Origin of the sequence: Micromonospora sp. NPDC049559, from assembly GCF_040676675.1 — a bacterium.
GTDB lineage: Bacteria > Actinomycetota > Actinomycetes > Mycobacteriales > Micromonosporaceae > JBFAPK01.
The window spans coordinates 81,525-102,418 of sequence record NZ_JBFAPK010000006.1 but is presented as its reverse complement, the minus strand read 5'-3'; the positions used below and the strand labels follow the sequence as shown (position 1 = coordinate 102,418).

The window sequence follows — 20,894 nt, the reverse complement described above, 5'->3', positions numbered from 1 at the left end:
CCCTCGCCCCTTACCATGGGGCCATCATGGGCGCTGGACACGCCGTGACCGCGCACCTGACCGGCCGGCGTGTCGGCCGGCCGGTCGGGTGGCCAGGGCGGTCAGGCGATGGCGCCGGTCAGGTGATGGCGGCGAGGAAGTCGCCGTAGAAGAGGCCGAGCGCGATGGCGACCCCGATCCCGGCGATGATCCAGAACCGGACCACGATGTTGACCTCGCTCCAGCCGGCCAGCTCGAAGTGGTGCTGCAGCGGCGACATCCGGAAGACGCGCTTGCCGGTGGTGCGGAACGAGATGATCTGGATCACCACGGACATCGTGATGATCACGAAGAGGCCACCGATGATCGGCAGGAGCAGCAGCGTACGGGTGGACATCGCCATGCCGGCGATCAGGCCGCCCAGGCCGAGCGCGCCGGTGTCGCCCATGAAGATCCGGGCCGGCGAGGTGTTCCACCAGAGGAAGCCGATACAGGCCCCGGCCGCGGCGCCGGCGATCAGCGCGATCTCCAGGGGATCCCGGACCGTGTAGCAGTAGTCCCGGGTGTAGGCCGGGTCCGCGCACCAGTGCCGGTACTGCCAGAACGCGATCAGGGTGTACGCCCCGAGCACCATCACCGAGGCGCCGGTGGCGAGACCGTCCAGCCCGTCGGTGAGGTTCACGCCGTTCGTCGAGGCCATCACCACGAAGATGAAGATGATCACCGAGGCGATCTTGCCGACGTCCAGCGCGTCGATGTCGCGGACGAACGACAGCGTGGTGCTGCCGACCGTCTCGACGTTGGTCGGCGAACCGGACTGGTCCACCATGCTGCTCGGGAAGTAGAGCGCGATCACGCCGAAGCCCGCGCCGACCAGGATCTGCCCGAAGAGCTTGCCGCGCTTGTTCAGCCCGGCGCTGTTGCGCTTGCGCACCTTCAGGAAGTCGTCGATGAAGCCGACCGCGCCCGAGAAGACCATCAGGCCGAGCAGCACCAACGCCGTGATGGTCGGCTGGACCTGCGCGATCTGCGCCCCGGGCAGGGTGGTCAGCGCGAGGTGGCCGGCCACGTACGCGATGACCGTGGCGACGATGAAGACCACCCCGCCCATCGTGGGCGTGCCCTTCTTGCCCTGGTGCATCACCGGGCCCTCGGCCCGGATCGGCTGACCCGCCTTCAGCCGGGTGAAGACCTTGATCGCGATCGGGGTGGTGAAGAGCGAGATGAGGAAGGCGACGAAAACCGCGACGATGACGGCCCTCACGCGGTCGCCTCCCCCGTACCGTCACCGGCGGCGGCCTCGGCGCGCAGCGCGTCGGCCACCTCCCAGGTGCGGTAACGCGAGCCCTTCACCAGGACGACGTCGCCCGGGCGCAACTCGCCCGACAGCGCCTCGACCGCCGCCGCCTGATCGGTCACCAGCACCGACATTCCTCCCCATGTCTGGACCGACGACGCGCCGTCATGGATCGGCGCGGCCGGTTCTCCGACCACAAACAGCCGGTCGACGCCCAATTCGGCCGCGAGCCGGCCGACTTCCTCGTGCCCGTCCCGTTCGAACTCGCCCAGCTCGGCCATGTAGCCGAGCACCGCGAGCGTCCGGCGGCCGCGCCCCACCTCGGCCAGCGCCCGCAGGGCGACCGCGGTGGAGGCGGGATTCGCGTTGTACGAGTCGTCGATGACCGTCACCCCGTCGGCGCGGTCGAAGACGTCCATCCGGCGCGTGGAGACCAGCCTCAGCTCGCCGAGGGCGGCGGGCAGGTCGGCCGGGGACATGCCGAGTTCGAGCGCGACGGCCGCCGCGGCGAGCGAGTTGCCCACCTGGTGGGCGCCGCTCAGCCCGAGCCGCACCGGCGCGGTGAAGTCCGCCCCGGCCGACGACCCGCGCACCACCAGCGTGTACGACGGACGCCCCCGCTCGTCGAGCGTGACGTCGACGGCCCGCACGTCGGCGTAGTCGGCCTCGCCGTAGCGCACCACCCGGGCCCGGGTACGCGTCGCCATCGCCCGTACCCGCGGGTCGTCGGCGTTGAGCACCGCCACCCCGTCCTCGGGCAGCGCCTCCACCAGCTCGCCCTTGGCGATCGCGATCGCGTCCTGCGAGCCGAACTCGCCGATGTGGGAGACCCCGACGTTGAGCACCACGCCGATGCGCGGCGGGGCGATCTCGCAGAGGTACCGCACGTGCCCGATGCCGCGCGCGCCCTTCTCCAGCACCAGGTACCGGGTCCGCGGGCCGGCCTGCAACGCCGTGTACGGATGCCCCAGCTCGTTGTTGAACGACCCGGGCGGCGCCACCGTGGGCCCGAGCCGGGCGGCGAGCTGCGCGATCAGGTCCTTGGTGGTGGTCTTGCCGGACGAGCCGGTCAGCCCGACCACGGTGAGCGCCGGCAGCCGGTCGAGCACCGCCCGGGCCAGCGCGCCCAGCGCGGTCAGCGCGTCCTCGACGAGGACCATCGGCACGCCCGCGACCTCCCGGGTGCCGAGCACCGCGACCGCGCCGGCGGCGACCGCCCCGGACGCGTAGTCGTGTCCGTCGACCTTCTCACCCGGAAAGGCCACGAAGAGGCCGCCCGGGGCCACCTTGCGCGAGTCGAACTCCACCGTCCCGGTGATCCGGGTGTCCGGGTCGCCGACGACCAGCCGGCCGTCGACCACGGCGGCGAGCTCGCCGAGGGTCAGCTCGATCATCGTTGCCCCACCAGGTTGTCGAACCGGGCGGCGAGCGCGGCCGCCAGCTCCACCCGGTCATCGAAGGGCTGCACCGTTCCGGCGATCTCCTGCCCGCGCTCGTGCCCCTTGCCGAGCAGGGCGATCACGTCGCCCGCCGCGGCGAGCCGTACCGCCTCGTCGATGGCGGCGCGCCGGCCGGCCACCTCCAGCACCCGGGCGGACGTGCCGGCCCGGCGGACCCCCGCGAGCACCTCCGCGCGGATCGCCGCCGCGTCCTCGGTACGGGGGTTGTCGTCGGTGACCAGCACCAGGTCGGCGCCGCGCGCGGCGGCCTCCCCCATCACCGGGCGCTTGGCCCGGTCCCGGTCCCCGCCCGCGCCGATCACGCAGATCAGCCGCCCGGCGTCGCCGGTCAGCTCGCGGAGCGCGGCCAGCGCGGCGACGACCGCGTCGGGCTTGTGCGCGTAGTCGACGACGCCGCGCACCGGGCCGGGCGCGTCGACCAGCTCCAGCCGCCCCGGTACGCCGGAGCAGGCGGCCACCCCGGCCGCCCCGGTCGTCGGCTCCACCCCGGCGGCGGTCAGCGCGGCGATGGCGAGCAGCGCGTTGGCGACGTTGTGCCGGCCGGGCAGCGCCACCCCCGTCGGGATCTCGACGCCGTCCGGGCCGAGGGCGGTGAAGCGCTGGGCGTAGCCGGAGCCGCCGATCCCGGTCGCCCGCCAGCTGGCCGCGGGGTCGCCGGCCGCGGAGTAGCTCACCGTCGCGGGCTTGAAGAGCGGACGCAGCGCCGGGTCGTCGTGGTTGAGCACCTCGACCTCGCAGCGCCCGTCGAAGAGCTTGGCCTTCGCGGCGAAGTAGTCGGCCGCGTCCGCGTGGAAGTCCAGGTGGTCGGAGCCGAAGTTGGTGTACCCGCCGACGGTGAAGCGGACGCCGCCCACCCGTCCCATCGCCAGGGCGTGGCTGGAGACCTCCATCACCACCGCGGTGACGCCCCGCTCGCGGGCGGCGGCGAGCATGGCGTGCAGGTCGGTCGCCTCGGGCGTGGTCCGGACGCTGTCCAGCGCGAGGTCGCCGAGGCGGGTCTCCACGGTGCCGATCAGCCCGGTGACGTGGCCGGCGGCCCGCAGCCCCGACTCGATCAGGTAGGCCGTCGAGGTCTTGCCGGCGGTGCCGGTGATCCCGATCACCGTGAGCCCCGCGGTCGGGTCGCCGTAGACCGCCGAGGCGACCGTGCCGAGCACCGCCCGGGGATCCGGTACGACCAGCGCGGGCAGGCCGGCCTCGGCCGCCGCCGCGGCGCCCGCCGGGTCGGTCAGTACGGCCACCGCCCCGGCCGCCGCCACGGCCGGCGCGAACTCGGCCCCGTGCCGGCGCGAACCGGGCAGGGCCGCATAAAGGTCACCGGGACGCACCTCACCGCTGGCATGGGTGACCCCGGTCACCGCCAGATCGGCGGCGTCCTGCGGCGGCTCGATCTCCAGCCGCCTGGCGAGGTCGCCCAGCCGCGATGCGATCACGGTGCGGGGACGCGGATTGCCGGGCACGGCGTCAGACCCTACCCGGTCCGGCAACCCGGATCACACCGCCGCCCCGGTGGTTCGCCCACACCCACCGATGATGGCGTCCCGTGCCTGGTCAGCGCGGAAAGACCACGAACTTGGGCGGCTTCGTACCGGTCGGTGGCACCCGGAAGTGGGTAAGGGTGAAGCTCATCATCTGCTTGAAGGCCGGAGCCGCCACGTCGCCGCCCCCGCCCTTCGGCGTGTACCCGAAGACCGCGACCACGTACCGCGGGTTGTCCGCGGGCGCCATGCCGATGAACGAGGCCACCTCGCCGGGGGCGTACTTGCCGTCGACCACCCGGGAGCCGGTACCGGTCTTGCCGGCGACCCGGTAGCCGGGGATGGCGGCCTTGAGCCCGGTCGCGTCCGGCACCGTCACCACCGCCTCCAGCATGGTGCGCAGCTCGGCGGCGACCTCGGGGCTGACCACCTCGTGGCTCCTGGGTGCCGGCGCGTCGGTGCGCTTGCCGTCCGGGCCGATGGTGGCCCGGATCAGGTGCGGCTGCACCCAGGTCCCGTTGTTGGCGATGGCGGCGTAGGCCGCGGCCATCTGCAGCGGGGTGGCCGCCACGCTGTGCCCGATCGGCACCGACCCGTACGACGAGCCGCTCCACCCGTCCGGCGCCAGCAGCTGCCCGCTCGCCTCGCCCGGCAGCCCCTCGCCGGTCGCCTGTCCCAGCCCGAACTTCCGCTGGTACTCGTAGAGCTTCTCCTTGCCGAGCGCGTCGCCGATCTTGATCGTGCCGACGTTGGATGAGTAGGCGAGGATGCCGGGCAGGCTCATCCGGGCGCCGGCCGGGGCCGAGTGCGTGTCGGTGAAGGTCTGGTCGCCCTTGCGTACCGTCGGCAGCGCGTACCCGCCCCCGCCGGGCGGCCGGACCGGCACGGTCGTGTCGGGCCGGACCACGCCCTCCTGGAGGGCGGCGGCGAAGGTGATCGCCTTGTGCACCGAGCCGGGGTCGACCACGAAGCTGGTCGCCGCGTCCTCGCGGTCGGTCGGCGCGCTGTCGCCCGGGTCGGCGGCGTTGTAGGTCGGGTGGCTCGCCTGGGCCAGCACCTCGCCGTTGCGCACGTCGATCACGACGGCGGCGCCGACGCTGCCGGTGTCCTTGCGCATGGTCTGGGAGAGGATCCGCTGCACCTCGTACTGGAGATCGCGGTCGATGGTCAGCTCCAGCGAGCTGCCCGGCTGGGCCTCGGTGACCTTGTTGTAGCCCCCGGGGATGGCCGTGTCGAGGTCGCCCTGGCCGGCCTCGAAGCGGCGCTGGCCGTCGACGCCGCGCAGCAGGTCGTCGTAGCGCGCCTCGATCCCCTCCAGCCCGTTCATGTCCTCGCCGGTGAAGCCGATCAGGTTGGCGGCGAGGTCGCCGCCGGGCACCTCGCGCCGCTCGTCCCGGTTGATCCCGATGCCGGGCAGGTCGAGCGCCTCGACCCTCTTCGCGGCCTCCACGTCGACCCCGCGGGCCAGGTACTGGAACCGGGACGGCCGGCCGTCCGGCGTCTTCTGCGGCGCCATCCCCTTCAGCAGCTTGGACTTCGGGATGCCGAGCAGCGGGGAGAGGGCGGTCGCGGCGGCGCCGGCGTCCTTGATCTCCGTCGGGTCGGCGTAGACGTACCGCGCCTCGACGCTGTGTGCCAGCGCCGCGCCGGAGCGGTCCAGGATCGCGCCCCGGGGCGCCGGCAGGTCCACCGTACGGATCCGGTTCTCGCTGACCTCGGCCGCGTACGCCGACGTGTCCGTGAGCTGCAGCGCGACCAGCCGGATACCGATCACGGTGAAGATGACCAGCGCGAGCACGGTGCCGAGCCGCAGCCGGCGCCGCGGGTCGGCGAGCCGGGGCGGGCGGGGCGGCTTGCGCACCGGCCGCCGCCCGGCCGGTGGCCGGCGGGGCGGGTCCGCCGCGGCCCCGGTGCGTCGGCGCGGCCGGGGCAGCGGGTTGTCGGCGTCGACGGTGCGGATCGGGCGCTGGCTGACGGTGCGCCCGGTGCCGGCGGCCGTGGTGCCGGCCGGGTTGCGCCGGGCGGCGCGCGAGCCGCCCGTCCGACCGCCGTCGAGCACCTGAAGGGCGGGGCGGAACGGGTCACCCGAGCGGATGGAGCGCGGGGTACGGCGCAGCTCGGCCGCCTCCCGCACGGTCCGGCCGCGCGGCGTGTACGCCCGCGCGTCGGAGATGCCGCCGAGCCCCGGCTCGCCGCTCCGGCCGCCGCCCCCGCGCGACCCGGCGTCCTCGCCGGGCGAGCCGCGCCGGCCGCCGTCGCGCGGCCCGCCGGGGTTGCCCCGGCCACCGTCGCGCTGCCCGCCGGGGTTACCCGAGTTGCCCGAGCCGCCCCGGCCACCGTCGCGCTGGCCGCCCGACTCGGCCCGACCGCCGGAACCCTCCCGCGACGACGCGCGCCGGGACCGCGAGGGGTCCCGGCGCGGCTCGTCCGCCCGTGGCGCCATCCGTTATCGTCCCGCGCCCTGCTGACCCGTGCCCTGCTGGCTGGTGATCGCCGGCTCCCCGCCGGCCGGCTGCGGGATGCCGATCACCTTGCCGTCCGGTAGCCGGATGAAGGCCGGCGGACCGGACTCGACCAGGCCCAGCGCCCGCGCCCGGGCGGCCAGGTTGCCCGGCGCCTCCGACTCGGCGATCTGCTTTTCCAGCTGCTGCTGCTGGATGTCGAGCGAGGCCTGCTGCTTCTGGAGCTTGTCGAGGCGGAAGGCGTTCTCGTTGATCTTCGTGTTGACCAGCAGGATGCCAAGCACCCCGCCGACCACCACGGCCAGGATGAGCCCGACGAAGGGCGCGCCCGGTACCGCCACCGGCGGCGGTGGCGCCACCTTGAGCCGGGGCGCTCCCGCCCCGCTGCCCGCCGGGTGCGCGGCCCGGGCGTTCTCCCGGGCCACCGCGGCACCACCGGCCGGGTGTGCGGCGCGGGCACTCTCCCGCGCGCGGTCCCGCTCCGCCGGCGCCACCCAGTCCTGCGGGCGCAGCGCGGTGCTGCCCTGCGTCGGAAACTCGCGCGCCCCCCGCGCACGAGCCTGGTTGGCGCGCCCGCCGCGCACCGGTACCGATTCGACGACCCCGGCCCGCGTGGCCCGCGCCCCCGCGATCCGGCCCCCCGACCGCGGTGTACGCTGCCCTGCGTCGCGCTCCCCGCCGGTGCGATCCCAGCGGTCGCGCTTGCTGACGTTCATAATCCCTCCCCCTCTACGTGCCGTCCCCGTGCCGTCCCCCGGCAAGTCACTCTTCGTGTTCGTCCATTGTGGAGCTGTCCGGTGCCGCGGCACCGGGCTGGTGCAATGCCCTGACACCCCGGCGGGGCCGTTCGCGGGCGGCCCGCCTGGTGCGTCCGGTGGTGCTGGTCCCCTCGGTGGCCTCGACCCGCTCGGGGTCGATCCGCTCCGCCGCCCGCAGCCGCACCGACGCGGCTCGGGGGTTCGCGGCGACCTCCGCCTCGCTCGGCAGCTCGGCGCCGCGGCTGAGCAACCGCAGCGTCGGGCCGGTGCCGGGCAGTTCGACCGGTAGGTCGACCGGACCCGTGCTCCGGGCCCGGGCACCGAGCGACTGTTTGGTGATCCGGTCCTCCAGCGAGTGGTAGGAGAGGACCACCAGACGACCGCCCGGGGCGAGGGCGTCCAGGGCGGCCGGCAACGCCGTCTCCAGCGCCGCCAGCTCCCTATTTACCTCGATCCGTAAAGCCTGAAACGTTCTCTTTGCCGGGTGTCCACCGGTTCTTCGGGCCGGTGCCGGAATGGCCTCCCGGACCAGCTCGGCCAGGCGCGCCGAGGAGGTGATCCGGGCCCGTTCCCGCTCCCGGACGATCGCCGAGGCGATCCGGCCGGCGAACTTCTCCTCGCCGTAGACCCGGAGCACCCGGGCCAACTCCCCGTGCGAGTAGCCGTTCACGACCTCCTCGGCCGGCACCCCCGTGGTCTGATCCATCCGCATGTCCAGCGGCGCGTCCTGCGCATAGGCGAACCCTCGGTCGGGCGCGTCCAGTTGCAGGGACGAGACCCCCAGGTCGAACAGCACCCCGTCGACCCGGGCGAAGCCGAGCCGGTCGAGCACCTCGGGAAGCTCGTCGTAGACCGCGTGCACCAGATGGATCCGACCGGCGTACGGGGCCAGCCTGGCCCTGGCGTGCGCCAGCGCCTCGGGATCCCGGTCCAGTCCGATCAGGGTGGTCTGTGGGTGAGCGGCGAGTACCGCCTCCGCGTGCCCGGCCAGGCCGAGCGTGGCGTCGACGTGCACCGTCCGATCACCGCGGCTCAGGGCGGGGGCGAGCAACTCGAGACAGCGCCCGAGCAGCACGGGCACGTGCGTGCCTCGAAGCTCCCCCATGTCGACCCCCACTGAACCACCAAAGTTTTGTCTCGTGTACGTCCTGCAGCCACGCACTGCGCCGTCGTACCGCCAGATCCCCATCCGCTCCGGGTCCACACCGACCGACCGGCTGATGATCACGCCGACCGGTCTGGATCGCGTGCCTGGCGCCGGGGAAGGGACGCCAGGAACGTGAGCGGCTGGAGATCTCGCAGTACGTCGGGCTTGCGACGCCCTACAGTCCGCCCGGCAACACCCCCTCCTCGATGTCGGCGAAGTCGTCTTCGCTCTCCGCGAGGTAGGTTTCCCAGGCCTGCTTGTCCCAGATCTCCACCCGGCTACTGGCGCCGATGACGACCAGGTCGCGGTCGAGTCCGGCGTAGGTGCGCAGGTGGGCCGGTATCGTCACCCGGCCCTGCTTGTCCGGCACCTCGTCGTGGGCGCTGGCGAAAAAGACCCGGCTGTACGCCCGAGCGGCCTTGTGTGTCATCGGCTGCTCGCGCAACTGGTCCGCGATGCGCTGGAACTCGGGTGTCGGGAAGACGTACAGGCAGCGCTCCTGCCCCTTGGTGATCACGACACCTCCCGCCAGCTCGTCCCGGAACTTCGCCGGAAGGATCAACCGGCCCTTGTCGTCGAGACGCGGAGTGTGAGTGCCGAGAAACATCGGCCCAACCCCCTCGCGCCCCCGTAAGCGGTGTTCGCGGCACCGCTGACCCCCCGGGCCGGGTGGGCCCTCCCGGCCCCACCAGTGGGCCCCACTTTACTCCACTTCCCTCCACCCGCAACCAGAATCGCCGGCGCGTCGGGCCGGTTCCGTCCACAAAACCGCACGTCAGAAGGGGTGGGGTGGAGTGGAGGGGCCCAGCCCGCTCCCGCGCGCGTCCGCTATCCGACATAGATCGACTACCGCGACGCGCGGAACCGCCGGTCGACGCAGACATGATCGGGCGGTCACTCGTCGTACCGACTGTGCGTCCGGGCACATCCTGCGTTCGGGAGGGGTCCGGTAACCTCGCTCGCGTGACGGACGCGAACATGCCTCTGCGGGCGAAGGTGGCCAGCTCCGTGTCGCGGACCGCCGCGGCGCTGTCCCGGGCCGCCGGCCGCGGTGACGGCTCGGTCATCGGCGGCTGGCTCGGCCTCAAGATCGACCCAGATCTCCTCGCGCACCTGGCCGCCGGCCGGGACATCGCGCTCATCTCCGGCACCAACGGCAAGACCACCACCACCCGTTTCACGGCCGCCACCGTCGGCGTGCTCGGACCGGTCGCCACCAACTCCTTCGGCGCCAACATGCCGACCGGCCACACCTCCGCGCTGGCCCGCGCCGGCCGCACCCCGTACGCGGTGCTGGAGGTCGACGAGCACTACCTGGCCCAGGTCCTGGAGGCCACCGAGCCGCGCGTGGTGGCGCTGCTCAACCTCTCCCGGGACCAGCTCGACCGGGCCAAGGAGGTGGCGATGATGGCCCAGCTGTGGCGCGCCGCCCTGGTCCGGCACCCGAACGTACGGGTGGTCGCCAACGCCGACGACCCGATGGTGGTCTGGGCCGTGACCCCGCCGCCGGCCCGCAACGGCCAGTTGATCGCGCCGCACGTCACCTGGTTCAGCGCCGGGCAGCGCTGGCACGACGACTCGTGGGTCTGCCCCGAGTGCGGCTCCCCCATCGAGCGCGCGGCGGACCAGTGGTGGTGCACCGGCTGCACCCTGCTGCGGCCGAAGCCGCAGTGGGTGGTGGAGGACGACGGCGTGGTCGACCCGACCGGCGCCTGGCACAAGGTGTCGCTGCAGCTGCCCGGGCGGGTCAACGTCGGCAACGCGGCCACCGCGCTGGCCGTCGCCGCCGAGTTCGGCGTACGCCCCGTCGACGCGGTCTCCCGGCTCTCCTCGGTCACCTCGATCGCCGGCCGGTACGCCCAGGTCAGCCGCGACGGGCGCAACATCCGCCTGCTGCTGGCGAAGAACCCGGCCAGCTGGCTGGAGGCGTTCGACATGGCCGACGTCGCGCCGACACTGCTCTCCATCAACGCCCGCGACCCCGACGGGCTGGACACCTCCTGGCTCTTCGACGTGGACTTCGCGCCGCTGCGCGGCCGACAGGTGCTGATCACCGGCGACCGGGCCTACGACCTCGCGGTGCGGCTCACCGTCAACGACGTGCCGTTCCAGCACGTGCGCAGCTTTGCCGAGGCGATCGCCTCGGTTCCCCCGGGGCGGCTTGAGGTGATCGCCAACTACACGGCGTTCCAGGACATCCGAGCGGAGTTGGACCGTGTCAATTGAAAGCCTGCACATCGTCTGGATCTATCCGGACCTGCTCTCCACCTACGGGGACCGGGGCAACCTGCTGATCCTCACCCGGCGGGCGCAGCAGCGCGGCCTGCCCGTCGAGGTCAGCGAGATCCGTTCGGACCAGCCGCTGCCGAACTCGGCGGACATCTACCTCATCGGCGGCGGCGAGGACGGGCCGCAGGCGCTGGGCGCACAGCGCCTGCTCGCCGACGGCGGCCTGCACCGGGCGGTCGCGCAGGGCTCGGTCGTCTTCGCGGTCTGCGCCGGCTACCAGATGCTCGGCCACTCGTTCTTCGCCAAGGGCACCAAGTGCGCCGGCCTGGGCCTGCTAGACCTCTACTCCGACCGGGGCCCCTCCCGGGCCGTCGGGGAACTCGCCGGCGAGATCGACCCGCGGCTCGGCCTGCCCGCGCTGAGCGGCTTCGAGAACCACGGCGGCCGTACCCACCTCGGACCCGAGGTCGCTCCGCTGGCCCGGGTCAGCACCGGCGTCGGCAACGACGGCAACACCGAGGGCGCCTGGCGCGGCAAGCTGCTCGGCACGTACTCCCACGGTCCGGCCCTGGCCCGCAACCCGGCCCTGGCCGACCTGCTGCTGCGCTGGGCGCTCGGGATCAACGCGCTGCCGCCGCTCGACGACACCTGGTCCGACCGGCTCCGCGCCGAGCGGGCCGAAGCCATCGCCGTCCGCTCGTGATCGCGCGTGCGCTGCGGCCGTTCCGGCAACGGTCGGTCGCCCGGTTCGTCCTGCTGCTGCTCGTGCTGGCCCTGTTCGGGCTGGCCCTGCTGTTCGTACCGCAGCCCGGACTGGCCGACGCGCCGCGGCTGGTCGCCCGGCTCGGGCCGGTCGCCCCGTTCGCGGCCGTCGTCGTCGGGGCGCTGCTGATGGTCGCGCTGGTTCCGCGTACGTTGATCACGGTCCTCTGGGGCGCGCTCTTCGGCTCGCTGGAGGGGGCGGTCTACACCCTGGCCGCCGCGCTGCTCGCCGCGACCCTGGGCTTCGCAGTCGGGCGCCTGCTCGGCCGGGAGTTCGTGGCCGAGCGGGTCCGGGGCCGGCTCGCCCGCCTCGACGGCTGGTTCGCCCGGCAGAGCCTGCTCGGCGTGATCAGCGTACGGCTGCTGCCGATCGGCGGCTACGGCCTGGTCAGCTACGGGTACGGGACCACCGGCGCCCGGCTCGCCCCGTTCCTGCTCGGCAGCGTGCTCGCCTCGGTACCGTCGGCCTTCGGCTACGCGGCGATCGGCGCCGCGGTCGCCTCTCCCGGCCACGTCAACTGGCTCGCGGTCACCCCGGCGGGGCTCGGGCTCGTCGCCACCGCCTTCCTGGTGACCCGCTGGGTACGCGCCGAGCGCGGCGACCGGTCGCGCCGCCGCTCCGCGGTCCAGCCCGGCTGAGGTCCGCCGCAGGCGGAGACGGCCCGCCGCCCGGCGGGGGACCTCCCGCCGGGCGGAGGTGGTCCGTCGGTACGGCGCGGGTCAGCCGCTCACGCCGGGGATGCTGTAGACCCGGGTCCAGTCGACCTCGTAGATTGCGCTCTGCATGTTGCCGCCGAAGAAGTTGTCGAGCTGGATCGTCTGGTGCATCGACGGCGCGCACTGGATGCACCGGCGGACGGAGTTGGCCCCGCCGCTGAAGCTGAACCACTGGACCCCGTCGACGAAGCCCCGTACGTGGTCGGGCGTCCACTCGACGGCGATGTTGTGCCACTGCGACAGGTCCACGCCGCACCTCTGCGCGAACTCCTGCTGCACCGGCGCGTCGGCGTTGTGCGGGTAGTGGATGAAGGCCTCCGCGCACTGCTCGCCGGGGGCGCTGTTCTCCAGGTAGTCGTACTCGCCGTCCTCGGGCCACCGGTTCGAGTCCGGCCAGAGGATCAGCAGCGGGTGGTACTGGCGGCCGTTGTTCGCGCTCGTGGCCTGTGACCGTACCCGTGCCTCCCAACGGCCGTACCGCTGGCCGAACTTGGCGGCGACCCAGCCCGAGTCGCCACCGGCCTCGCCGGTCTGGCGCAGCACGCCGCCGAAGACCCGGGTGTTCTTGTCGCACCGGCGCCCGTTGTCGGCGTGTCCCGGCCAACACGCGTTGACCCCGCCGCCGGCCAGGTCCCACTTGGTTTGGTCCGGTACCGCCGGACTGCTCGCCGAGCCGTAGTTGAACTCGTCCGACCCGGCGGCCAACGGCGTGCCCCAGCCGTACCGGCCGGCGGCGGTGTCGCCCTCGCCCGGCGGTGGCTCGGTGCCGCCGTCGCCGGAGAGCAGCCGGTAGTCGCAGCCGCGCCCCGTCCAGGTGCTCGACGACGTGCTGGTCTCCAGGTTCGAGACGACGTTGCCGCGGACCGCGCCCGTGGGAGCGGTGAAGATGTGCTGCACGGTGGTCGTAATCCCGGCGCCGGCCGGAACGGTGATCCACGCGCCGTCGGCGTGACCGAGGTAGCCGGAGTTGTTGCCGGCCGGGGTGGAGTACCAGTCGACCCCGACCCGCGCGCGGGCGGTCGCGCCCGTGCCGGACTGCACGGTGGTGGCGAACTGGAACAGCCACTGCTGCCCGCCGGAGACGACCTGCTGCGGCAGGTACATCCCCTGCGTGGTCCGGCCGCTGACGGACTGCCGGTAGTAGTCCGCCGTACGCGTGGCCGTCTCGCCGCCGAGTGGCCCCCACCGGGTGTAGTCCGTCGGGCAGGTGTTGACCTCGGGGTCGACCGCTGCCGCCGCCTGCGGGCCGTGCCCGACGGCCGCGAGCGTCAGCGCCGCGACGCCCGCGGCCAACCACCGGCCGTGCCAACGTTTGATCATCTCATGTCCCTCCGGACGAGGCGTGACTTTGCTGACGCAGTGTCACCGGGCGTGGACCGGCCGCGACCCACGGTGGCAGGTTCCGGCCATTCCCCGCCCGTCCGCCCGACCGTCCAAGCGGGACGGCGCCGCGCCGACCGGCCCGGATAACCCCTGCTCACCGCCGTCCCGAGGGGACGCGGCCGGCGGCCACGGCGGGGTGGGAGACGGCGCGCGCCGGACGGTCCTGGAAACAATTGCCAGATCGCAACGTATTGACGTCAATAAACGACGCGCCCAACACTGACTGCGCCAACGTTTAGCGCGCCGGCCTGGTCACCCCCTCGACCCGCCGGTGGATCAGAAGGTGGCATCTCTCCCATGCGAAATCACAGGTGGACCCTGCTCGCCCTGCTCACCGCCACGACCCTGCTCCCGTCCGGTACGGCCGGCGCCCCACCGGCACACGCGACCCCCGCCGGTCCGGAGGCCGCCGCTACCGCGACCCCCGCCGCCGGGCGGGCCGCCGCGGCGGCGAACCGGGGCCCGGTCGGCTGGGACGCCTACCGGCGGCTCGACCTGCTCCCGGACCTCGCCTCCGGCTCGCGGACCCGGCAGTTCTCCGGCTTCAGCCGCACCGGCACCAACGACGACGGCTTCAGCGGGCGCAGCTCCTGCCTGCGTACCAACGGACCGGGATGCGTGCTCGCCGAGGAACGCGGGCCGGGCGAGATCTCCTCGATCTGGTTCACCCGCGACGAGGGAAACGTCTCGGCCACCGGGGACATCCGGATCGTGCTCGACGGCGTGACCGTCCTCAACGCCAACCTGCAACGCGTGGTCAACGGCGACCTCGGCGCGCCGTTCGTCTGGCCGCTGGTGACCAACGCCGACCAGACCTCCGGCGGGGTGACCATCAAGGTGCCGATGCCGTACCGGGAGTCGATGCTCGTCACCACCACGAACAACCCGCTCTTCTACCACGTCGGCTACCGGGAGTTCGCCGATGCGACCGGGATCAACCGGTTCGATCCGGCCGACCCGGCGAACGACGTGGTGAGCAAGCTCCGCTCGGCCGGACGGGCCGACCCGAAGCCCGCCGCGCCGGGCGCGACCACCACCGGCGTGACCGCGTCGCCGCCGGCCGGCGGTACCGCCACCCTCGCCACGCTGACCGGACCGGCCGCGATCAACCAGATCCGGCTCCGGGTGCCCGACGCGAGCGCCACCGAGGCGAACCTGAACGGCCTGCGACTGCGGATGAGCTTCGACGGGCGGACCACCGTCGACTCCCCGCTCGGCGAGTTTTTCGGCGCCGGCCTCGGGGAGCGCGAGGTGCGCTCGCTGATGTTCGCGATGGATCCCGCACCGGGCGGCTGGTACACCGCGTGGTGGGCCATGCCGTTCGCCTCCTCGGCGACCGTCGCCCTGGTCAACACCACCGGCGGCACGATCTCCGGCGTCCAGGCCGAGATCATCCACGCCGCGGACGGGAGATGGACCGGCGAACTCGGCCCCACCGGCGGGGCGGGCTACTTCACCACCCAGTCGCGCGCGGGCGCCACCACCGCCGCCCGGGACTGGCCGCTGGTCGACGTGGCCGGCCGGGGCCGCTTCCTGGGCGTGACGCAGGTCGTCCGCAACGACATCCCCGGCCCCAACAACCGGGGCTACCTGGAGGGCGACGAGCGGCTGTACGCCGACGGCGCGCTGAGCCCGCTGTGGCACGGTACGGGCACCGAGGACTACTACGAGTCCGGCTGGTACTTCAACCGGGGCGAGTACACGGGCGTCTTCACCGGCGACACCGGTCACCGGGTCGGCACGGCCAGCTGCGCGGTCGAGTGCGACTCCATGTACCGGTTGCAGATCGGCGACGCGGTCGCCTACACCTCCGGCTTCCGGATGGGCATCGAGCACGGACCACAGAACGACTACCCGGTACGCGAGAGCTCCACCGCCTTCCTCTACACCCGCCCCGAGGTGGTCGGCCGGAGCACCGACACGCTCACGGTCGGCGACGCGGCCAGCCGGGGCGCGCACGGTTACACCGAGTCCGCCGCCGCCAGCGAGTACCGGCTACCGGCCGTGTACGAGGGGGACGACGACCACGACACGGTGACCGACGCCGTCCGCGCCACGACCGGCGCGGTCACCTTCCGGCTCGCCGTCGACCCCGGCAACCAGGGCGTACGGCTGCGCCGCAGCAGCGACCAGAACAGCGCCTACCAGTCCGCCACGGTCACCGTCGACGGCGCGGCGGCGGGCACCTGGCTACAGCCGCTCGGCAACACCGCGCAACGCTGGCTCGACGACGAGTTCCCGCTCCCGGCGACGCTGACCGGTGGAAAGTCGTCGATCACGGTACGGCTGGCCCCGGCCGCCGGCGCCCCGCCGTGGACCGCGGCGCGGTACACCGCGCTGAACCTCGTCGCCCCCTTCGCCGACCAGACCGCCCCGGGTCGCGTCACGGGGCTGGCCGTCGGCCCCGGGAGGACACACGCGGCGCCGCTGACCTGGACACCGGCCGACGACAACGTCGGGGTGAGCAGCTACCGCGTGTACGCCTCCACCGATCCGTCGGTGCCGCTGACCGCCAACAACCTGGTCGGCACCAGCAGCAGCCACGGGTACCGGCACGGGCCGCTGCCCGCCGGCGCCACCCGGTACTACCGGGTGGTCGCGGTGGACCGTGCCGGCAACGCCGGCGCCGCCTCGGACGTGGTCGGCGCCACCACCCGCGCCCGCAACACCAGCGACGTCGACGGGGACCGCCGGGATGACGCGGTGCTCTTCACCCAGGGGGCGGCCGACGACGTCTACACGGCCCTCTCCACCGGTACCGCCTTCGGCGCCAGCACGAAGGCGCACGACTTCTTCGCCATCGACGGCGAGGTGCCGCTCACCGGCGACGTCAACGGCGACGGCCGTGCCGACATCATCACCTTCACCCGGGGCGCCGCCGGTGACGTGTACGTCGCGCTCGGCACCGGGTCCGGGTTCGGCCCCTCGGCGAAGTGGCACGACTTCTTCGCCATCAACGACGAGTACCCGGAGGTCGGCGACGTCAACGGCGACGGCCTGACCGACATCGTCACCTTCACCCGCGGCTCGACGGGCGACGTCTTCGTGGCGCTCTCCACCGGCTCCGGCTTCGGACCCGGCCTGAAGTGGCAGGACAACTTCGGCTACGGCACCGAGCGCCCGGCCGTGGGCGACTTCGACGGCGACGGGCGCGACGACATCGCCGTGATCACCGGTGGCGCCGCCGCGGACGTCTTCGTGTCGCTCTCCAACGGGGTCGCCTTCGTCCAGGAGGGCTGGCTGTGGCACACGAACTTCGCCGTCGGCAACGAGTTGGCGGGCGCCGGCGACGTCGACGGCGACGGGCGTGACGACGTGGTGACCTTTACGCGGGGCAGCGCCGCGGACGTCTTCGTCTCGCTCTCCGACGGCGGTCGTTTCGTACAGAACGCCTGGAAGTGGCATGACTTCTTCGCCGTCGACGCCGAGTCGCCCGGCCTGGCCGACGTCGACGGCGACGGCCTGACCGACATCGTCACGTTCACCCGGGGCGCGCCGGAGCAGTCCGACGTCTGGGTGGCCCGCTCCACCGCCACCGCGTTCGGCCCGTCCGCCAAGTGGCACGACGCGTTCGGCTCGCTGGCCGAGATCCCGCGACCCAGCCTGATCCGCTGACCCGTTCCCTTCCCCAGCCCTCGACCGATCGGAGTCGTCATGCCCGCCCCCAGACGCCGGAGACGTACCGCCCGCCGGCTGCCGAGACAGTTCCTCACCGGACTCGCCGTCCTCGTCGGCGGCGCCCTGCTGGCCACCCCGACCGGAGCCGCGCCAGCCGAAGCCGCGCCAGCCGGGGCCGGGGGCGCCGCCGCCGACGTGGCGCCGCCGGTGGGCGGCGGCGACCTGGCCCGCACGGTGCAGCCCCTGGCGTGCACCAGCATCCCGTCGAACCACGACCCGAACGTGATCCGGACGGTCTACCAGGTCGGTCTGGACCGCGCCGTCTCGGACAAGGTCATGCTCGCCGCGTTCGAGGCGGGTTGGGTGGAGTCCCACATGAACAACCTGCCCTGTGGCGACAAGGACTCCCTCGGCGTTTTCCAGCAGCGCCCGAGCCAGGGCTGGGGCACGCCGGAACAGATCATGAACGTCACGTACGCCACCAACAAGTTCCTCGACCAGGCGATCCCCAACGCGGCCCGCAACCCGGGCTACACCGCCGGCCAGGTGGCGCAGAGCGTGCAGCGCTCGTGCTGCCCGGAGCGCTACGACCAGGCCGAGGCGAAGGCCCGGTCGCTGATCGACGAGGCGCGTGGGATGGTCCGGCCGGTACAGGGCGTCTTCGCGGGTTCGCCGGCGGATTTCAACGGTGACGGCCGGGACGACATCATCACCTTCACCCACGGCGCCCTCGCCGACGTGTACGTCGGCCTCTCCACCGGTTCGGGTTTCCTCGGCGGCGCCAAATGGCACGACTTCTTCGCCCTGCCCGGCGAAACCCCACTCACCGGCGACTTCAACGGCGACGGCAAAGACGACATCGTCACCTTCACCCAGGGCACCAGCGGAGACGTCTTCGTCGCCCTCTCCACCGGCACCAACTTCGGCCCGGGGGTGAAGTGGAACGACTTCTTCTCCCTCGCCGGCGAAGTCCCCGCCGTCGGAGACGTCAACGGCGACGGACTCGACGACATCATCACCTTCACCCGCAACACCGCCGCCGACGTGTACGTGGCCCTCTCCACCGGCACCGGCTTCCAAGGCGGCGCCAAATGGAACGACTTCTTCGGCCTCGCCGGCGAATACCCCGGCGTCGCCGACGTCAACGCCGACGGCAAAGCCGACATCGTCGTCTTCACCCAAGGCTCCACCGCCGACGTCTTCGTCGGACTCTCCACCGGCACCGGCTTCCAAGGCGCCACCAAATGGCACGAATACTTCTCCCTGCCCGGAGAATCACCCCGACTCGGCGACTTCAACGGCGACGGCGCCACCGACATCGCCACCTTCACCACCAACCCCGCCGCCGACGTCTACGTCGCCCTCTCCGACCGACAGGGCACCTTCGTCGGCACCAGCGTCAAATGGAACGACTTCTTCGGCCTGACCGGCGAATTCCCCTACACCGGCGACTACAACGGCGACGGCAAAGACGACGCCGTCGTCTTCACCCACAACACCTCCGCCGACGTCTTCACCGCCCTCTCCACCGGCACCGGCTTCCAAGGCGCCACCAAATGGAACGACTTCTTCGGCCTCCCCGGCGAAACCACCCTCTGACCCCCGAATCCAGGAGAAGGTTCTGATGACTGGCACGAGACGCCGCGCGGTCGCGGTCGTGGCCTGCGTCCTCGCGGCGCTCGGCGCGACGGCCGGACCGGTCCAGGCGCGACCCGTCGACGCCGCCGCGGCTCCGATCGCGGCGGCGCCGCCCGCGGCGAGCCGGGCGGGCGGGGCGGTCGGCGCCGCGGCACCCCCCACCGTCGCCGCCGGCTCGTTCGTCCGGGTCTACGACCCCTCGGTCGGCGAGTCCCGGGCGTGGTACTACAACGACCACACCATGGTCCGGGACGTGGCAACCGGCACCTGGCACGTGTACGCCATCACGCACGCCGAGCCGGCCGCTCCGATCGACGAGAAGAACTTCGGGCACGCGACCGCCCCCACCCCGAACGGCCCGTGGACCAAGCAGCCGTTCGCCCTCACCGCCGACCCGGCGGCCGGGGAGAGCCACATCTGGGCGCCGTACGTGGTCCACGACAACGGCCGCTACTACATGTTCTACGCCGCGGGGACGCCGGACCACACCGCGTACCGGATGCACCTGGCCACCTCGACGGACCTGTACCACTGGACCCGCAGCGCGGCGAACCCGCTCTTCACCGACGGCTGGGACGCGCGGGACCCGATGGTCGTCCGGGTGGGCGGGCTGTGGGTGATGTACTACACCGCCAACCGCACCCCACAGGGCGGCAACTTCCAGGTGGCGTACCGCACCAGCCCCGACCTGGAACACTGGAGCGCCAAGCAGGTGGCGTTCGAGCACCCGCAGACCGGTACCGGCGGCGGGCCGACCGAGTCGCCGTTCGTGGTGTTCCGGGACGGCTGGTGGTACCTGTCGGTCTGTTGCGAGGCCGGCTACCGGGACACCCGGGTGTACCGCAGCCGCGACCCCTTCCGCTTCTCCGTCGCCGACCTCGCCGGACGGATCGACGCGCACGCCGCGGAGATCGTGACCGAGCCGAACGGGAACACCTGGGTCACCAGCGCGGGCTGGGGACAGGGCGGCCTCTGGGTCGCCCCGTTGCGCTGGAGTTCGACCTTCCCCGGCGTCTTCACCGGCTCGTCGGCGGACTTCGATGGCGACGGGCGGGACGACGTCGTCACCTTCACGCAGGGGCCGCTGGCCGACGTGTACGTCGCCCTCTCCACCGGTGCCGGCTTCGCCGGCACCAGCCAGAAGTGGCAGGACTTCTTCTCGCTCGACGGCGAGACGCCACTGACCGGCGACTTCAACGGCGACGGCAAAGACGACATCGTCACCTTCACCCACGGCACCAGCGCGGACGTCTTCGTGGGACTCTCGACCGGCTCCGGCTTCCTCGGCGGCGCGAAGTGGCACGACTTCTTTTCCCTGGCCGGCGAGGTACCGGCCGTCGGCGACGTCAACGGCGACGGAAAGGACGACATCATCACCTTCACCCGCAACGACCTCGGCGACGTCTACGTCGCGCTCTCGACCGGTACCGCGTTCACCGGATCGGCGAAGTGGAACGACTTCTTCGCCCTGGCCGGCGAGAGCCCGGGGGTCGCGGACGTCAACGGCGACGGAAAGGACGACATCGTCACCTTCACCCAGGGCGGCGGCGGGGACGTCTTCGTGGGGCTCTCGACCGGCTCCGGCTTCCTCGGCGGCGCGAAGTGGCACGACTACTTCGCCATCGGGCTGGAGGCACCCCGGCTGGGCGACTTCAACGGCGACGGGGCCGCGGACATCGCCACCTTCACCAACGACAACAGCGGTGACGTCATCGTGGCGCTCTCCGACCGGCGGGGCGCGTTCGTGGGCGCCGGGAGGTGGCACGACTTCTTCGCCCCGACCGGCGAGTTCCCGTACGTGGGGGACTTCGACGGCGACGGCCGGACCGACATCACGACCTTCACGCATCTGCCGAGCGCCGACGTGTACACGGCGCTCTCCACCGGTACCTCGTTCGGCCCGGGCGTGCGGTGGCACGACTACTTCGGCCTGCCCGGAGAGATCACCCTCTGAGCCGGCCCGGCG

Annotated in this window: 14 protein-coding genes and 1 pseudogene; 7 read left to right on the top strand and 8 right to left on the bottom strand. The window is 72.8% G+C overall.

Annotated features, from left to right (window positions below; all coding sequences use genetic code 11):
- Positions 1–118: 118 nt before the first annotated feature.
- From mraY to mraZ, 7 genes are all read right to left on the bottom strand, one after another.
- Positions 119–1,243: a phospho-N-acetylmuramoyl-pentapeptide-transferase gene (mraY, locus tag AB0J86_RS10415; protein ID WP_363855599.1), complete on the bottom strand. Its 1,125-nt coding sequence runs from the start codon at positions 1,241–1,243 to the stop codon at positions 119–121.
- Positions 1,240–2,670: a UDP-N-acetylmuramoyl-tripeptide--D-alanyl-D-alanine ligase gene (gene murF / locus AB0J86_RS10410; protein WP_363855596.1), complete on the bottom strand. Its 1,431-nt coding sequence runs from the start codon at positions 2,668–2,670 to the stop codon at positions 1,240–1,242. The genes mraY and murF overlap by 4 nt, the downstream gene beginning before the upstream one ends.
- The gene (locus AB0J86_RS10405) at positions 2,667–4,196 is read right to left on the bottom strand and encodes a UDP-N-acetylmuramoyl-L-alanyl-D-glutamate--2,6-diaminopimelate ligase (protein WP_363855594.1); all 1,530 of its coding nucleotides are present in this window, start codon (positions 4,194–4,196) and stop codon (positions 2,667–2,669) included. Before AB0J86_RS10405 ends, murF begins: the two co-directional genes overlap by 4 nt.
- Before the next feature lie 91 nt (positions 4,197–4,287).
- Positions 4,288–6,273, bottom strand: coding sequence for a penicillin-binding protein 2 (locus tag AB0J86_RS10400; RefSeq protein ID WP_363855799.1), 1,986 nt, complete (start codon positions 6,271–6,273; stop codon positions 4,288–4,290).
- 387 nt (positions 6,274–6,660) lie between these two features.
- Entirely contained in the window at positions 6,661–7,392 is a 732-nt protein-coding gene (locus AB0J86_RS10395; RefSeq protein ID WP_363855591.1) for a hypothetical protein, read from the bottom strand.
- A 46-nt stretch (positions 7,393–7,438) separates the two neighbouring features.
- Positions 7,439–8,539 carry a 16S rRNA (cytosine(1402)-N(4))-methyltransferase RsmH gene (gene rsmH / locus AB0J86_RS10390; protein WP_363855589.1) on the bottom strand — a complete coding sequence of 367 codons (1,101 nt, stop codon included), beginning with the start codon at positions 8,537–8,539 and terminating at the stop codon, positions 7,439–7,441.
- 217 nt (positions 8,540–8,756) lie between these two features.
- Complete coding sequence (gene mraZ, locus AB0J86_RS10385) at positions 8,757–9,188, bottom strand: division/cell wall cluster transcriptional repressor MraZ (protein WP_363855586.1); 432 nt, start codon at positions 9,186–9,188, stop codon at positions 8,757–8,759.
- Between the two features lie 371 nt (positions 9,189–9,559).
- Here mraZ and AB0J86_RS10380 point away from each other — a divergent pair, with 371 nt between their 5' ends.
- The 3 genes from AB0J86_RS10380 to AB0J86_RS10370 are packed head-to-tail and all read left to right on the top strand — an operon-like array spanning position 9,560 to position 12,211.
- The gene (locus AB0J86_RS10380) at positions 9,560–10,807 is read left to right on the top strand and encodes a MurT ligase domain-containing protein (RefSeq protein WP_363855798.1); all 1,248 of its coding nucleotides are present in this window, start codon (positions 9,560–9,562) and stop codon (positions 10,805–10,807) included.
- On the top strand, positions 10,797–11,513 hold the full coding sequence (locus tag AB0J86_RS10375) for a glutamine amidotransferase (RefSeq protein WP_363855583.1): 717 nt from the start codon (positions 10,797–10,799) through the stop codon (positions 11,511–11,513). Before AB0J86_RS10380 ends, AB0J86_RS10375 begins: the two co-directional genes overlap by 11 nt.
- Positions 11,510–12,211 (top strand): VTT domain-containing protein, encoded by a 702-nt coding sequence (locus tag AB0J86_RS10370; RefSeq protein WP_363855580.1) that lies wholly within the window; start codon positions 11,510–11,512, stop codon positions 12,209–12,211. The genes AB0J86_RS10375 and AB0J86_RS10370 overlap by 4 nt, the downstream gene beginning before the upstream one ends.
- An 81-nt stretch (positions 12,212–12,292) precedes the next feature.
- On the opposite strand, the gene AB0J86_RS10365 is transcribed toward AB0J86_RS10370, so the two are convergent.
- Positions 12,293–13,609, bottom strand: coding sequence for a glycoside hydrolase family 16 protein (locus AB0J86_RS10365; RefSeq protein WP_363855577.1), 1,317 nt, complete (start codon positions 13,607–13,609; stop codon positions 12,293–12,295).
- Between the two features lie 360 nt (positions 13,610–13,969).
- On the opposite strand from AB0J86_RS10365, the gene AB0J86_RS10360 reads away from it, so the two are divergent.
- From AB0J86_RS10360 to AB0J86_RS10345, 4 genes and pseudogenes are all read left to right on the top strand, one after another.
- Positions 13,970–17,287 (top strand): DUF2961 domain-containing protein, encoded by a 3,318-nt coding sequence (locus tag AB0J86_RS10360; RefSeq protein WP_363855575.1) that lies wholly within the window; start codon positions 13,970–13,972, stop codon positions 17,285–17,287.
- Positions 17,288–17,572: 285 nt separating this feature from the next.
- Positions 17,573–17,920, top strand: a pseudogene (locus AB0J86_RS10355) (VCBS repeat-containing protein); the annotation flags it as partial.
- Between the two features lie 6 nt (positions 17,921–17,926).
- The gene (locus AB0J86_RS10350) at positions 17,927–18,889 is read left to right on the top strand and encodes a VCBS repeat-containing protein (RefSeq protein ID WP_363855796.1); all 963 of its coding nucleotides are present in this window, start codon (positions 17,927–17,929) and stop codon (positions 18,887–18,889) included.
- Between the two features lie 25 nt (positions 18,890–18,914).
- Positions 18,915–20,882: an FG-GAP-like repeat-containing protein gene (locus tag AB0J86_RS10345; RefSeq protein WP_363855572.1), complete on the top strand. Its 1,968-nt coding sequence runs from the start codon at positions 18,915–18,917 to the stop codon at positions 20,880–20,882.
- Positions 20,883–20,894: the final 12 nt, after the last annotated feature.